This window comes from Pseudomonas sp. Y3 TE3536, assembly GCF_053629175.1.
Map to the genome: position 1 here is coordinate 1,445,001 of NZ_JBRJHU010000001.1, position 13,500 is coordinate 1,458,500.

Here is a 13,500-nt window from a genome sequence, read left to right on the forward strand (position 1 = left end):
CGTACTCTAGCTTGCCAGTTTTGGATGCAGTTCCCAGGTTGAGCCCGGGGCTTTCACATTCAACTTAACAAACCACCTACGCGCGCTTTACGCCCAGTAATTCCGATTAACGCTTGCACCCTCTGTATTACCGCGGCTGCTGGCACAGAGTTAGCCGGTGCTTATTCTGTCGGTAACGTCAAAACAGCAAGGTATTCGCTTACTGCCCTTCCTCCCAACTTAAAGTGCTTTACAATCCGAAGACCTTCTTCACACACGCGGCATGGCTGGATCAGGCTTTCGCCCATTGTCCAATATTCCCCACTGCTGCCTCCCGTAGGAGTCTGGACCGTGTCTCAGTTCCAGTGTGACTGATCATCCTCTCAGACCAGTTACGGATCGTCGCCTTGGTGAGCCATTACCCCACCAACTAGCTAATCCGACCTAGGCTCATCTGATAGCGCAAGGCCCGAAGGTCCCCTGCTTTCTCCCGTAGGACGTATGCGGTATTAGCGTTCCTTTCGAAACGTTGTCCCCCACTACCAGGCAGATTCCTAGGCATTACTCACCCGTCCGCCGCTGAATCGAAGAGCAAGCTCTTCTCATCCGCTCGACTTGCATGTGTTAGGCCTGCCGCCAGCGTTCAATCTGAGCCATGATCAAACTCTTCAGTTCAATACTGCTTGGGTTTTTAAGAAACCCTAAACTTGGCTCAGCAATCTCAAATGACTATGTGATTTCTCGCATGGCCACTTGTGATGCTGATAATCTTTGTGACTATCAGTCCGTACTCACAAGCACCCACACGAATTGCTTGATTCAATTTGTTAAAGAGCGTTTGGTTAAGAGCTTTTCGTCTCAACCGAGGCGCGCATTCTACGCTTTCCTCAGAGCCTGTCAAGCGTTTATTTTGAAGTTTTTCGCGAGAAACTCGTTTAGCTTCAAACACTTGGCTCGCTGCGATCTCTCGTAGCGGGAGGCGAATCATACAGCGTTTAGAAGCGCTGTCAACCACCATTTCAACCGCTGACGATCTTTCGATCGAAGCCCTTACAACACCACTTGAATCGATTAACTCGTTGATACTCAAGGAGTTTCTCGTTCCAATCACGCTGGAAGTGGGGCGCATTATAAGGGGATTCGAAACCCCGTCAACCTTTAATTCCAAGAAACCTTAATAAAGCTGAAAAACAAAGCGGGGAGGCCTGTCGGCCTCCCCGCTTCTATATAGCTACACCTACTAACGATCACTCAGCCTTTAGGGTGACCCGGGCAAACGCCTTCTTACCGGCCTGGCAAACGTGAGTGGCGCCCAGTGCAAAAACGAAGTCACGATCGACCACCGCACCATCTACCTTAACGGCACCGCCATTCAGCAGATCCCGCGCCATCGCCGAGTTCTTCACCAGCCCCGCCCGGTTCAGCACGGCAGCGATCGGCAGGTCTTCAGCCGCAGCAACTTCGATTTCTGGCAAGTCTTCTGGCAGCTCGCCTTCTTTCATTCGGTTGCCCGCCGCACGGTGAGCATTGGCAGCAGCCTCTTCACCATGGAAGCGCGCCACGATCTCTTCCGCCAGCTTGATCTTGATGTCGCGCGGGTTCGCGCCACTGGCAACATCAGCACGGAACTGCTCGATCTCTTCCATCGAGCGGAAGCTCAGCAGCTCGAAGTAACGCCACATCAGCGTGTCCGGGATCGACACCAGCTTGCTGTACATCACCCCTGGCGCTTCCTGGATGCCCACATAGTTGCCCAGCGACTTGGACATCTTCTTCACGCCGTCCAGCCCTTCGAGCAGCGGCATGGTCACGATGTTCTGCGCTTCCTGGCCATAGGCACGCTGCAGTTCACGCCCCATCAGCAGGTTGAACTTCTGGTCGGTACCGCCCAGTTCCACGTCAGCTTTCAGTGCCACCGAGTCATAGCCCTGCACCAGCGGGTAGAGGAACTCATGGATGGCGATCGGCTGATTGGTGGTGTAACGCTTGTCGAAGTCATCCCGCTCAAGCATGCGCGCAACGGTGTACTGCGATGCCAGGCGAATGAAGTCAGCTGGCGTCAGCGTGTCCATCCAGGTGGAGTTGAACGCAACCTCGGTCTTGGCCGGGTCGAGAATCTTGAACACCTGCTGTTTATAGGTCTCGGCGTTATCCAGTACCTGCTCGCGGGTCAGCGGCGGGCGCGTGGCGCTCTTGCCGCTCGGATCACCGATCATCCCGGTGAAATCACCAATCAGGAAAATGACCTGATGCCCCAGCTCCTGGAACTGGCGCAGCTTGTTGATCAGCACCGTGTGCCCAAGGTGCAGGTCAGGCGCAGTAGGGTCGAAGCCTGCCTTGATGCGCAGAGGTTGGCCGCGCTTGAGCTTCTCCACCAGTTCCGACTCGACCAATACTTCTTCCGCACCGCGCTTGATAAGCGCCAGCTGCTCTTCAACCGACTTCATAGACAGACCCGCAAGGCTCAGATTCAAGGGGAGCCAACCATACAAGATCGGCCATCAAATACAAGTTTCGCAACGGAATGTGACCTGACCGCAGGCTTGCGGCGTCTACGCGCCCTTGCGTGAAAATGGATTTGGTTATATTTTATACAGTTATTTCATCTTCATCATGTCATTCATCTTTTCCATATTCACTTTTCTTCAAAAAGTCACCTTACCTATGACCAACGAACCGCCTAAAGCGCCCCCGCTTTATCCGAAAAGCCATCTGTTGGCCGCCAGCGGCATCGCCGCCCTGCTCAGCCTGGCACTGCTGGTATTTCCCTCCAGCGAAGTCGAAGCCAAGAAAACCACCCTCAACCTCGAACTGGAAAGCCCGGTCGAGCAACTGAAAGAAGAATCCAAGGCCGCGCCGCTGGTGCAGGCTGAAGCTGAGCAAAGCTCGCCGTTCGCCCAGATCGAAGAGGCCGATTCGGCCACCGAGAAAGCTGAACAGGAAAAGCCTGCAGCAGCACCGGTAGCCGAGGCCGCCAAGCAGCCCGGCCACCGCGAAGTCACCGTAGCGCGTGGCGACACCCTCTCCACCCTGTTCGCCAAGGTCGGCTTGCCGGCCAGCGCGGTTCATGAGGTGCTGGCCAGCAACAAGCAGGCGAAGCAGTTCAGCCAGCTCAAGCACGGCCAGGTGCTGCAGTTCGAGCTCGACAAGGACGGCCAGCTGACCAACCTGCACAGCAAGGTCAGCAACCTTGAAACCATTCGCCTGACCAAAAACGCCAAGGGCTACACCTTCAACCGCGAAATCAGCAAGCCCGTGGTCCGCACGGCCTATGCCCATGGCGTGATCAAGAGCTCATTGTCGGCCTCCGCCCAACGCGCCGGCCTTTCCCACAGCATGACCATGGACATGGCTCGCGTCCTTGGCTACGACATCGACTTCGCCCAGGACATCCGCCCAGGTGACGAATTCGACGTGGTGTACGAGCAGAAAGTCATGGATGGCAAGGTGGTGGGCACTGGCAACATCCTCTCTGCGCGCTTCACCAACCGCGGCAAAACCTACACTGCGGTGCGTTACACCAACAAACAAGGCAATACCAGCTACTACACCGCCGATGGTAACAGCCTGCGCAAAGCGTTCATCCGTACCCCGGTGGACTTCGCCCGCATCAGCTCACGCTTCTCCGCTGGCCGCAAACACCCGATTCTGAACAAGATCCGCGCCCACAAAGGCGTCGACTATGCCGCCCCCCGCGGCACACCGATCAAGGCAGCGGGTGATGGTCGTATCGAACTGGCCGGGCGCCGTGGCGGCTACGGCAATACCGTGATCATCCAGCACGGCAACCGCTACAAGACCCTTTACGGCCACATGCAAGGCTTCGCCAAAGGCATCAAGACCGGCGGCTCGGTCAAGCAAGGCCAGATCATCGGCTACATCGGCACCACCGGCCTCTCCACAGGCCCGCACCTGCATTACGAGTTCCAGGTCAACGGCGTTCACGTCGACCCGCTGAGCCAGAAAGTGCCGATGTCCGACCCGATCGCCAAGGCCGAACGCCAACGCTTCCTGCAGCAGAGCCAGCCACTGATCGCCCGCATGGATCAGGAAAAGGCCACCATGCTCGCAGCGAACAAGCGCTAAGCCATGGCGCTTTATCTGGGGGTCATGTCCGGTACCAGCTTAGATGGCCTGGACATCGCCCTGATCGAACAGCGCGAGCAGCCTCAACTGCTCGCCACTCACTATATCCCCATGCCTACCGACCTTCGCCAGGACTTGCTGAGCCTTTGCGCCAGCGGCCCTGACGAGATTGCCCGCGCTGCATTGGCCGAGAACCGCTGGGCCAGCCTGGCAGCCGAAGGCATCGGCCACCTGCTCGCGAGCCAGGGCTTGCAAGCCAACGCTGTCCGCGCCATCGGCAGCCATGGCCAGACAATCCGCCATGAACCCGCCCGCGGCTTCACGGTGCAAATCGGCAACCCGGCACTGCTTGCCGAGCTTACCCAGATCAGCGTGATCGGCGATTTCCGACGCCGCGATGTAGCCGCTGGCGGGCAAGGGGCTCCGCTGGTCCCGGCCTTTCACGAAACGCTGTTCGGCCACCTGGGCAAACGGCTCGCCGTGCTTAATGTCGGCGGCTTCAGCAACCTCAGCCTGATTGCCAACGACACGCCGGTGCATGGTTTCGACTGTGGGCCGGGCAACGTGCTGCTGGACGCCTGGATCGAGCACTCGCGCGGCCTGCATTACGATGCTGACGGCGCCTGGGCGGCGAGTGGCGTGGTGATCGAGGACTTGCTTGCGGCGCTGTTGCGCGACCCGTTCTTTGCAGGCGCCGGCCCCAAGAGCACAGGCCGCGAAGTGTTCAACCTGGCGTGGCTGCACAGCCACCTGAGCCAGCTGCCGCCCTACCGTGCCGAAGATGTGCAGGCGACCCTGCTTGAGCTGACCGCGCGCAGCATCATCGAATCATTGCGCACTGCGCAGCAAGGCACTGAGGCACTGCTGGTGTGCGGTGGCGGGGCCCGCAACGGCACACTGATGCACCGGCTTGCCCAACTGTTGCCAGGTGCCCAGGTGGACAGCACCGCAGCGCATGGCGTCGACCCGGACTGGGTAGAGGCCATGGCCTTTGCCTGGCTTGCCCATTGCTGCCTGGAAGGCATTCCAGCCAACCGCCCCAGCGTGACAGCAGCCCGTGGGCTGCGCGTGCTTGGCGCCATCTACCCCGCTTAACACCCCGCCAGAATGCAAAACGCCGCGCAAATGCGCGGCGTTTTCGTACAGCCCGTGATCAGATCGAGAACGAAGAACCACAGCCGCAGGTGGTGGCGGCGTTCGGGTTCTTGATGATGAAGCGCGAGCCTTCCAGGCCTTCCTGATAGTCCACTTCGGCACCTGCCAGGTACTGGAAGCTCATCGGGTCGACCACCAGCGACACGCCTTCACGCTCGACGATGGTGTCATCTTCGGCCACATCTTCATCGAAGGTGAAACCATACTGGAAGCCCGAGCAGCCACCGCCGGTCACGAACACACGCAACTTCAGACGCTCATTGCCTTCCTCGTTGACCAGGGTCTTCACCTTTTGGGCTGCCCCTTGGGTGAATTCCAGACCGGTAGGGGTGAAGGTTTCGACGCTCATGCTGATTCTCCCGGCGCAGTTGCCGCCATAAAACTCGATGACGCGCATTATCCGCTTCTCCGAGAAAAATGGTCAAGAATTGTGCGGCTTTAGTCGCGCCCACAAAAAGGCCCGCACACGGCGGGCCCCTGTGCCAGCTTACCCTGTTAGGGGAGCAGGCCCGCGTGGGACAGGCCCATACGCTCATCCAGGCCGAACAGGATATTGAGGTTCTGCACCGCCTGGCCCGACGCGCCCTTGACCAGGTTGTCGATCACCGACAGCACCACCACCAGATCACCGCCCTGCGGACGATGGACAGCGATACGGCAGACGTTCGCACCGCGCACGCTGCGGGTTTCCGGGTGGCTGCCAGCTGGCATCACATCGACGAACGGTTCATCCGCATAACGCTTCTCGAACAGCGCCTGCAGATCGACCGACGTATCTGCCACGGTGGCGTACAGGGTGGCGTGGATACCCCGGATCATGGGCGTGAGGTGCGGTACGAAGGTCAGGCCAATATCCTTGCCCGCCGCCAGGCGCAAGCCCTGGCTGATTTCTGGCAGGTGGCGATGGCCCTTGACCGCATAGGCCTTCATGCTCTCGCCAGCCTCACAGAACAGCGAACCCACTGCAGCGCCACGCCCAGCACCACTGACACCCGACTTGCAGTCGGCAATCAGGCGCGACGGGTCGGCCAGGCCGGCCTCCAGCAGTGGCAAGAAGCCCAGCTGAGTGGCCGTCGGGTAGCAGCCCGGGACCGCAATCAGGCGTGCCTGGCGGATTTTTTCGCGGTTGACTTCAGGCAGACCATAGACGGCGTCCTTGAGCAGCTCAGGCGCGCCATGAGGCTGGCCGTACCACTTGCCCCACTCGGTGGCATCCTGCAGACGGAAGTCGGCAGACAGGTCGATCACTTTGGTGCCGGCCGCCAGCAGTTCGCCTGCCAGGGCGTGGGCGACACCATGGGGCGTTGCGAAAAACACCACGTCGCACGCCGCCAGGGCCTTGCTGTCCGGCACGCTGAACGCCAGGCCATCATAGTGGCCGCGCAGGTTCGGGTACATGTCAGCTACCGCCACGCCCGCCTCGGAGCGCGAAGTGATGACCGCCACTTCGGCCTGTGGATGCTGCGCCAGCAGACGCAACAGTTCGACGCCGGTGTAACCCGTGCCGCCGACGATACCGACCTTGATCATAACGCTTGCCCCTTATCAACGAGCCCACTGGAAAGCGCACGATAATAGGGGCGCAAGCCGCCTGTAACAACTCTTCGGGTGACCCTTCGGGCGCTTGACCACTACTATCTGACGACCGTGAAAACCTGAAGGAACTCCCTCAATGCTTTACCTATGGATCAAAGCGCTGCATATCGTCAGCGTGGTCTGCTGGTTCGCCGGCCTGTTCTACCTGCCCCGGCTGTTCGTCTACCACGCCCAGAGCCAGGACAGCATCAGCCAGGACCGCTTCGTGACCATGGAGCGCAAGCTGTACCGCGGCATCATGAACCCGGCCATGATCGCCACCTATGTGTTCGGCGCCTGGATGCTCTACCTGACCCCGGGCTGGCTGAGCCAAGGCTGGCTGCACGCCAAGCTCACCCTGGTCATCCTGCTGACCGGCTACCATCACATGTGCGGCGCGCAGCGCAAACGCTTCGCCAGCGGCGCCAATACCCGCAGCCACGTCTACTACCGCTGGTTCAACGAAGTCCCGGTGCTGTTCCTGCTGGGTATCGTAATTCTCGTGGTGGTCAAACCGTTCTGACGGTAACCCCCTACAGGAGCCTTGCCATGTCATTGCCCGCCTCGCTCGAACAACGCCTGCGCCTGCCCGTGGTGGCAGCACCGATGTTCCTGATTTCCAATCCGAGCCTGGTTCTGGCCTGCTGCGCCAGTGGCGTGGTGGGCAGCTTCCCGGCGCTGAACCAGCGCGACAGTGCCGGGTTCAAGGCTTGGCTAGAAGAGATCGAGGCAGGCCTGGCACAGTTGCAAGCACCGGCCCCCTATGCGGTGAACCTGATCGTGCACCCGACCAACCCGCGCTTGCAGGCCGACCTGGCCCTGTGTGTAGCGCACAAGGTGCCGATCGTCATCACCAGCCTGGGCGCAGTGAAGGAAGTGGTCGATGCCGTGCACAGCTACGGCGGCCTGGTGTTCCACGATGTCACCACCCGCCGCCATGCCGAGAAAGCCGCCGAGGCCGGCGTCGATGGCTTGATCGCCGTCGCGGCGGGTGCCGGCGGTCATGCCGGTACCTGGAGCCCTTTCGCCCTGGTGGCCGAAATCCGGCAGTTCTTCGACAAGACCCTGCTGTTGGCGGGCTGCATCAACCATGGCCATGAAATTCTCGCGGCACAACTGCTCGGTGCGGACCTGGCATACATGGGCACCCGCTTCATTGCCACCGTGCAAAGCCAGGCCCAGGATGCCTACAAGCAGATGCTGCTCGATGCCCATGCCGTCGATATCGTCCACACCCCGGCGGTGTCCGGTGTGCCAGCGAGCTTCCTGCGCCCCAGCCTGGAGCAGGCGGGCTATGACATGAACGCACTCAAGAGTGGCCACGAACTGGGCAAGCTCAAGCCGATCGACGACGAAGCCAAGGCCTGGAAAACCGTATGGTCGGCAGGCCAGGGGGTGGGCGATATCCATGACCTGCCGGACGCCCGCGTGCTGATCGAACGCCTGCAAAGCGAGTACCGGGAAGCCCTGGATCGCTGCCAGGGTATTCGCGCTCAGGCCTTGTAGCAAAAGGCAACACCTTGCCCAGCCAAGCTGTACACTAGGCGCCCTCTTCAGCCCCCAGGAGCCTTTGCATGACCCGTTACGCCATGATCACTGGTGCTTCCAGCGGCCTGGGCCTGGCCCTGGCGGAAGCGCTGGCACGGCGCGGGCGCAATCTGATCCTGGTGGCACGTCAGCGTGAAACGGTGGAGCCGGTGGCCGTCGAGCTGACCCAACGCTTCGGTGTCGAAGTGTTGTTCCGCGCCTGTGACCTCAGCCAGCCGCTTCGCCTTTCGGGCTTTGTGCTAGAGCTGGAAGAAGGTGAGCGGCGTATCGACCTGCTGGTCAACTGCGCGGGGCTACGCACCTACGGGCCGTTCCTGGCCCACGAGTGGGCCGACGAGCAGGACCTGCTGGAGGTCAATATCCTGGCCATGAGCCGCCTCTGCCATGCCATCGGCAACCTGATGGCTGTACAGGGTGGCGGGCAGATCCTCAATGTCGCAGGCCTGGCCGGCGTCGCACCGGGCCCCTGGATGGCGGCCTACGCGGCCAGCAAAGCTTATGTGTTGAGTTTCTCCCAAGCATTGCGCGAGGAGCTCAAGCGCACTGGCATCAAGGTCTCGGTACTCTGCCCTGGCCCGGTACGCTCTTCGCGCCGGCGCATTCCGCGGCTCGAGGGCAGCACGCGCTGCCTCAGCCCCGAGGAAGTGGCGCTGTACACCGTGCGTGCCCTGGACAAAAACCGCACGCTGATCACCCCCGGCCGACGCAATCGCTGGCTGGCGTTCGCGCCACGCCTGCTACCGCGCTGGTTGGTGCGCAAGCTCGCCGGGGTAATCCATCGCCGCTACTGCCCGGTCGGAATGGAATAGCCACTGGGCGAGCGGCGCCCGGCTGAGTACACTCGGCCCGGACCCTCACCATGGAGCAAGTGCTGTGGACGATTTATTCACCAGGATCATCAACCGGGAAATCCCGGCGAAGATCATTTACGAGGACGACCAGGTTCTGGCGTTCCACGATATCGCCCCCCAGGCGCCCGTGCATTTTCTGGTCATCCCGAAAAAGCACATCCGCACCCTCAACGATTTGACCGAAGAGGATAAAGGCCTGGCCGGCCACATCCTGTTCACTGCTCAGCGCCTGGCCAAGGAACTGGGTTGCGATGACGGCTTCCGCGTGGTCATGAACTGCAACGAGCAAGGTGGGCAGACCGTCTACCACATCCATATGCACGTGCTTGGCCAACGCCAGATGCACTGGCCACCGGGCTGATCCAGGGCAAGCGACCCTTGCGCTATTGCGGTAAACTGTCGGGCACACTCTTGCGGAGGTGCCCGATGGCTACCGAACGTCACTACTCGCCGCTCGACCGCTTGTTGCTGCAGGCCGATACCGCCATGCGCACCTTGCTGCCCTTCAGCGGCCAACCGTCCCGCCCATCCCCGGCCATCGTCCAGCCGGATGCCGACCTGGACGACGCCCAGAGCCGCCACATTGCCGGCCTCATGCGCATCAACCATACCGGCGAGGTCTGCGCCCAGGCGCTGTACCAAGGCCAGGCCCTGACCGCCAAGCTGCCCCAGGTGCGCAAAGCCATGGAGCACGCCGCCGAGGAAGAAATCGACCACCTGGCCTGGTGTGAACAGCGCATTCGTCAGCTGAACAGCCACCCGAGCGTGCTCAACCCGTTGTTCTACGGCATGTCGTTCGGTATTGGCGCCCTCGCCGGCCTGGTCAGCGACAAGGTCAGCCTGGGCTTCGTCGCAGCCACCGAGCATCAGGTGTGCAAACACTTGGACGAACACCTGGAGCAAATCCCGCACGAGGACGAAAAGTCCCGCGCGATCCTTGAGCAGATGCGCATCGATGAAGAGCAGCACGCCGAATCTGCCCTCGAAGCGGGCGGCTATCGCTTCCCTGCCCCTGTGCGTTTCGGCATGAGCCTGCTGGCCAAGGTCATGACCAAAAGCACTTACCGCATCTGAAGGCACCCCCATGACGGAACGTTTCAGCGCCAAGGACCTGGCGCGTGCCGTGCAAGCCGGCATCCTCCAGCCGGGCCAAGACCAGGCCCTGCTGCAGTTTCTGCGCCAGCAACCGGCAACACGTGGCAGCTTTCAGCTGGCGCACGTCGCCTTCTATTTCGGCGCCTTGCTCATCATGGGCGCCATGGGCTGGCTGCTAACTGAAGCCTGGATGTCGATCGGCGACTGGGCACTGCTGGCCATTGCCACCTTGTACATCGTCCTGCTAACCCTCTTTGCCCTTAATTTGCAACGGCGCGCTCAGCCGATTGCCGCCGGTGTACTGGCGGCGGTCGCGGTCAGCATCGTGCCGCTGGCGGTATTCGCCATCGAGCGCCTGGTGGGCTGGTGGCCGATGGATGACAGGCAAACCGCCTATCACCAGTACTACACCTATGTGCAGGGTGGCTGGCTGATGATGGAAGCGGCAACTGTGATTGCCGGGTTGCTCATGCTAAGGCTGATCCCCTTCCCGTTCATCATGATGCCGATTGCCGTGGCGCTGTGGTTCATGTCGATGGACCTCAGCGAATGGTTCTATGGCTCGCCGTTCAGCTGGGAACAACGACGCGAAGTGTCGCTGTGGTTCGGTTTGGGCATGCTGCTGGTGTTTCTGGTGGTGGACGGCCGCACGCGTGAGGACTACGCCCAATGGGGGTATCTGGCTGGGCTTGCGGCGTTCTGGGGAGGGTTGACCTTGGTGGACAGCGGTAGCGAACTGGGCAAGGCCCTCTACTGCCTGATCAATATCGGCCTGATGGGCATCGCCGTGCTGTTACGCAGGCCGGTGTTCATGGTGTTCGGGGCATTGGGCGTGGCGGCTTACCTGGGGTACCTGTCTTACGAGGTATTCGCCGAATCGCTGCTATTCCCAGTGGTGGTGACGGTGATTGGGCTGGGGGTTATCTGGCTGGGTCTGGTTTACCAGAAGCGGCGGGAGCGGTTGAGCCAGGCCTTCAGAAACGGTTTACCGCAGTGGTTGCGGGTGGCCCTTCCGGCATTACGTGACTGAAGATAGCAGGGGCCGCTTCGCGGCCCATCGCAGGCAAGCCAGCTTCTACAGGTTAAACGCAAGCCTCCAAAACGGCGCGGGCCTGTAGGAGCTGGCTTGCCTGCGATGGGCTGCGAAGCAGCCCCAACAATCCAGCACTTAACCCAGCTCTACAATCTCGTAACCGTGGGTAATCTCGACACCTGCACGCTCCAGCATGATCGAAGCCGAGCAGTACTTCTCAGCCGACAGCTCCACGGCGCGTTTGACCTGGGCCTCTTTCAAGCCACGGCCCTTGACCACGAAGTTCATGTGGATCTTGGTAAACACCTTCGGGTCTTCACTGGCGCGCTCAGCCTCCAGAAACGCCTCGCAGCTTTCCACGGCCTGGCGCGACTTCTTCAAGATGCTCACCACATCGAAACTGCTGCAGCCACCCAGGCCCAGCAACAGCATTTCCATCGGGCGCACGCCCAGGTTTCGGCCACCGGCCTCGGGTGGGCCGTCCATCACGACGACATGCCCGCTCCCCGACTCGCCGAGGAACATCGCGTCACCGGCCCACTGGATACGTGCCTTCATCTACCCGGACTCCTAATATTCGGAAAAGGGTGTCAGCTTAGACCTTGTGTGGCTGTCGGAAAAGCTCGAGACGTGTCGGTTTAGTACCGAAACATCCTGTAGTGTCTGATAAGCTGGCGCCAAATGACTGGCGCGTTCTGCCAGACACTCTCTATAAGAAACCTATGCGTCGTATCGAACAGGATTTCGTGATGGTTGCCTCCGCCCTACCCGCCAAGATCAAGAACATCGACAAACTGCTGGTGCACTGCCAACGCCGCCGCTACACCGCTAAAAGCAACATCATCTGCGCCGGCGACAAGGCCGAAACACTGTCGTTCATCATCAAGGGTTCGGTGACCATCCTGATCGAGGACGACGATGGTCACGAAATGATCATTGCCTACCTCAACAATGGCGATTTCTTTGGCGAGCTGGGCCTTTTCGAGCCCGTAGAGGGCGAGCAGCAGCGCAGCGCCTGGGTCCGCGCCAAGACTGAATGCGAAGTAGCAGAGATCAGTTACGACAAGTTTCGCGAACTCTCCCGCCAGGACCCCGACATCCTCTACGCCCTGGGCGGCCAGATGGCCCAGCGCCTGCGTAATACCACGCGCAAGGTTGGCGACCTGGCCTTCTTCGATGTCACCGGGCGTGTTGCCCGCTGCCTGCTCGAACTGTGCAAGCAACCCGATGCGATGACCCACCCGGACGGTATGCAGATCAAGATCACTCGGCAGGAGATTGGGCGTATCGTTGGTTGTTCGCGGGAGATGGTCGGCCGCGTCCTCAAAGACCTCGAGGAACGCAGCCTGGTGCAGGTCAAGGGCAAGACCATGGTGGTCTACGGTACCCGTTAGTCCTTGGGCAAATCGGCCAGCACCTTGGCATAAGCCTGTGACAGGCGCTCGAACCAGGGCGCTTGGGGCGCCACTTCGTGCAAGGCAATATGCGCATCGGCGCGGCAGCGCTGCTCCAGTTCGCAGCACTCGTTGAAGCGGTTGACTGCCGCGACCATCGATTCACGCTCGTTATCCAGCAGCAACGCGCCATGCACCAACACCACCGGGCGTTTGCCACCCAGCCCCTGGCGCCAGCGTTGGGCCGTGCCGACCAGTTTGCGGCCATTGAGGTTGACGTTATAGCGGCCGTCGCAAAACGCCCCGTCGATCTCGCCCACCGAAGCCACCCCGCCCCACTCGCGTAGCACCTCGCACAGCGGCAGGCACAGCCGCTCGTAGGCATTTTCGATGCGCCCATGGTCACCTTCAACGCGCGGCGCCACATAGACCAGCGCCACATTGACCGTGGCATGCGACTGCGGCACCGGTTCACCGCCGGTCTCGCGCAACAGCACCGGCCAGCCAGCGATCGCCAGCTCGGCACAGGCGGCTTCGAAGTTGTCCAGGCGGCTCATGCGCCGCGGCATGACCAGGGCATGGTCGGTCGGGCGCCAAAACAGCACACCGCTGTCGCGTTCGCCGCGGCAGACGGCGGCCAGCAGGTCCTGTTCGGCATGCAGGCCTTGTTCAACGGTCAGTGCCAGGGGTTGATCGGTCATTGATCCACCTTTGATGTTGTTATCGATCCCCGCAGGTTCAACACAGCCCCAAGGGTGCCGAAGTACCTGTGGGTGCGGGTTTA

Annotated in this window: 15 protein-coding genes and 1 rRNA gene (1 of these 16 cut by a window edge); 9 read left to right on the plus strand and 7 right to left on the minus strand. The window is 60.8% G+C overall.

All coding sequences use genetic code 11. From position 1 onward, the window contains the following. From AB7M33_RS06645 to tyrS, 3 genes are all read right to left on the minus strand, one after another. Positions 1-654: ribosomal RNA gene (locus AB7M33_RS06645) — 16S ribosomal RNA — on the minus strand; it reaches 883 nt to the left of the window's first position. Between the two features lie 46 nt (positions 655-700). Further along, positions 701-1,069 (minus strand): hypothetical protein, encoded by a 369-nt coding sequence (locus tag AB7M33_RS06650; RefSeq protein ID WP_454242603.1) that lies wholly within the window; start codon positions 1,067-1,069, stop codon positions 701-703. Between the two features lie 157 nt (positions 1,070-1,226). Beyond that, complete coding sequence (gene tyrS, locus AB7M33_RS06655; RefSeq protein WP_085274082.1) at positions 1,227-2,426, minus strand: tyrosine--tRNA ligase; 1,200 nt, start codon at positions 2,424-2,426, stop codon at positions 1,227-1,229. A gap of 217 nt (positions 2,427-2,643) precedes the next feature. Between tyrS and AB7M33_RS06660 the strand changes: the two genes are divergently transcribed. Continuing rightward, on the plus strand, positions 2,644-4,065 hold the full coding sequence (locus AB7M33_RS06660; RefSeq protein WP_454242604.1) for a peptidoglycan DD-metalloendopeptidase family protein: 1,422 nt from the start codon (positions 2,644-2,646) through the stop codon (positions 4,063-4,065). 3 nt (positions 4,066-4,068) lie between these two features. Then, the gene (locus AB7M33_RS06665; RefSeq protein WP_454242605.1) at positions 4,069-5,160 is read left to right on the plus strand and encodes an anhydro-N-acetylmuramic acid kinase; all 1,092 of its coding nucleotides are present in this window, start codon (positions 4,069-4,071) and stop codon (positions 5,158-5,160) included. A 58-nt stretch (positions 5,161-5,218) separates the two neighbouring features. Here AB7M33_RS06665 and erpA read toward each other — a convergent pair whose 3' ends face one another. After that, the gene (erpA, locus tag AB7M33_RS06670) at positions 5,219-5,569 is read right to left on the minus strand and encodes an iron-sulfur cluster insertion protein ErpA (RefSeq protein ID WP_027594416.1); all 351 of its coding nucleotides are present in this window, start codon (positions 5,567-5,569) and stop codon (positions 5,219-5,221) included. A 146-nt stretch (positions 5,570-5,715) separates the two neighbouring features. Next, positions 5,716-6,750: an N-acetyl-gamma-glutamyl-phosphate reductase gene (gene argC / locus AB7M33_RS06675; protein ID WP_008089527.1), complete on the minus strand. Its 1,035-nt coding sequence runs from the start codon at positions 6,748-6,750 to the stop codon at positions 5,716-5,718. A 142-nt stretch (positions 6,751-6,892) separates the two neighbouring features. Between argC and hemJ the strand changes: the two genes are divergently transcribed. The 6 genes from hemJ (at position 6,893) to AB7M33_RS06705 (ending at position 11,319) form a co-directional block, all read left to right on the plus strand. After that, positions 6,893-7,318, plus strand: a complete 426-nt coding sequence (gene hemJ, locus AB7M33_RS06680; protein WP_027594415.1) for a protoporphyrinogen oxidase HemJ — start codon at positions 6,893-6,895, stop codon at positions 7,316-7,318. A 26-nt stretch (positions 7,319-7,344) separates the two neighbouring features. Then, the gene (locus tag AB7M33_RS06685; protein WP_099452735.1) at positions 7,345-8,301 is read left to right on the plus strand and encodes an NAD(P)H-dependent flavin oxidoreductase; all 957 of its coding nucleotides are present in this window, start codon (positions 7,345-7,347) and stop codon (positions 8,299-8,301) included. A gap of 68 nt (positions 8,302-8,369) precedes the next feature. Beyond that, positions 8,370-9,152, plus strand: coding sequence for an SDR family NAD(P)-dependent oxidoreductase (locus AB7M33_RS06690; protein WP_454242606.1), 783 nt, complete (start codon positions 8,370-8,372; stop codon positions 9,150-9,152). Positions 9,153-9,216: 64 nt separating this feature from the next. Then, positions 9,217-9,555, plus strand: a complete 339-nt coding sequence (locus AB7M33_RS06695) for a histidine triad nucleotide-binding protein (protein ID WP_027594412.1) — start codon at positions 9,217-9,219, stop codon at positions 9,553-9,555. Positions 9,556-9,620: 65 nt separating this feature from the next. Further along, on the plus strand, positions 9,621-10,268 hold the full coding sequence (coq7, locus tag AB7M33_RS06700; RefSeq protein ID WP_027594411.1) for a 2-polyprenyl-3-methyl-6-methoxy-1,4-benzoquinone monooxygenase: 648 nt from the start codon (positions 9,621-9,623) through the stop codon (positions 10,266-10,268). Between the two features lie 10 nt (positions 10,269-10,278). Next, on the plus strand, positions 10,279-11,319 hold the full coding sequence (locus tag AB7M33_RS06705) for a DUF2157 domain-containing protein (RefSeq protein WP_454242607.1): 1,041 nt from the start codon (positions 10,279-10,281) through the stop codon (positions 11,317-11,319). A gap of 138 nt (positions 11,320-11,457) precedes the next feature. Here the strand turns inward: AB7M33_RS06705 and AB7M33_RS06710 are convergent, their stop codons facing one another. Continuing rightward, on the minus strand, positions 11,458-11,880 hold the full coding sequence (locus AB7M33_RS06710; RefSeq protein ID WP_027594409.1) for an OsmC family protein: 423 nt from the start codon (positions 11,878-11,880) through the stop codon (positions 11,458-11,460). Positions 11,881-12,071: 191 nt separating this feature from the next. On the opposite strand from AB7M33_RS06710, the gene crp reads away from it, so the two are divergent. Further along, complete coding sequence (gene crp / locus AB7M33_RS06715) at positions 12,072-12,716, plus strand: cAMP-activated global transcriptional regulator CRP (protein ID WP_027594408.1); 645 nt, start codon at positions 12,072-12,074, stop codon at positions 12,714-12,716. Here the strand turns inward: crp and AB7M33_RS06720 are convergent. Continuing rightward, a complete protein-coding gene (locus AB7M33_RS06720; RefSeq protein WP_027594407.1) occupies positions 12,713-13,417 on the minus strand; it encodes a lipoate--protein ligase family protein in 705 nt (234 codons plus the stop codon). The two genes, crp and AB7M33_RS06720, sit on opposite strands and share 4 nt — an antisense overlap. Between the last annotated feature and the right edge of the window lie 83 nt (positions 13,418-13,500).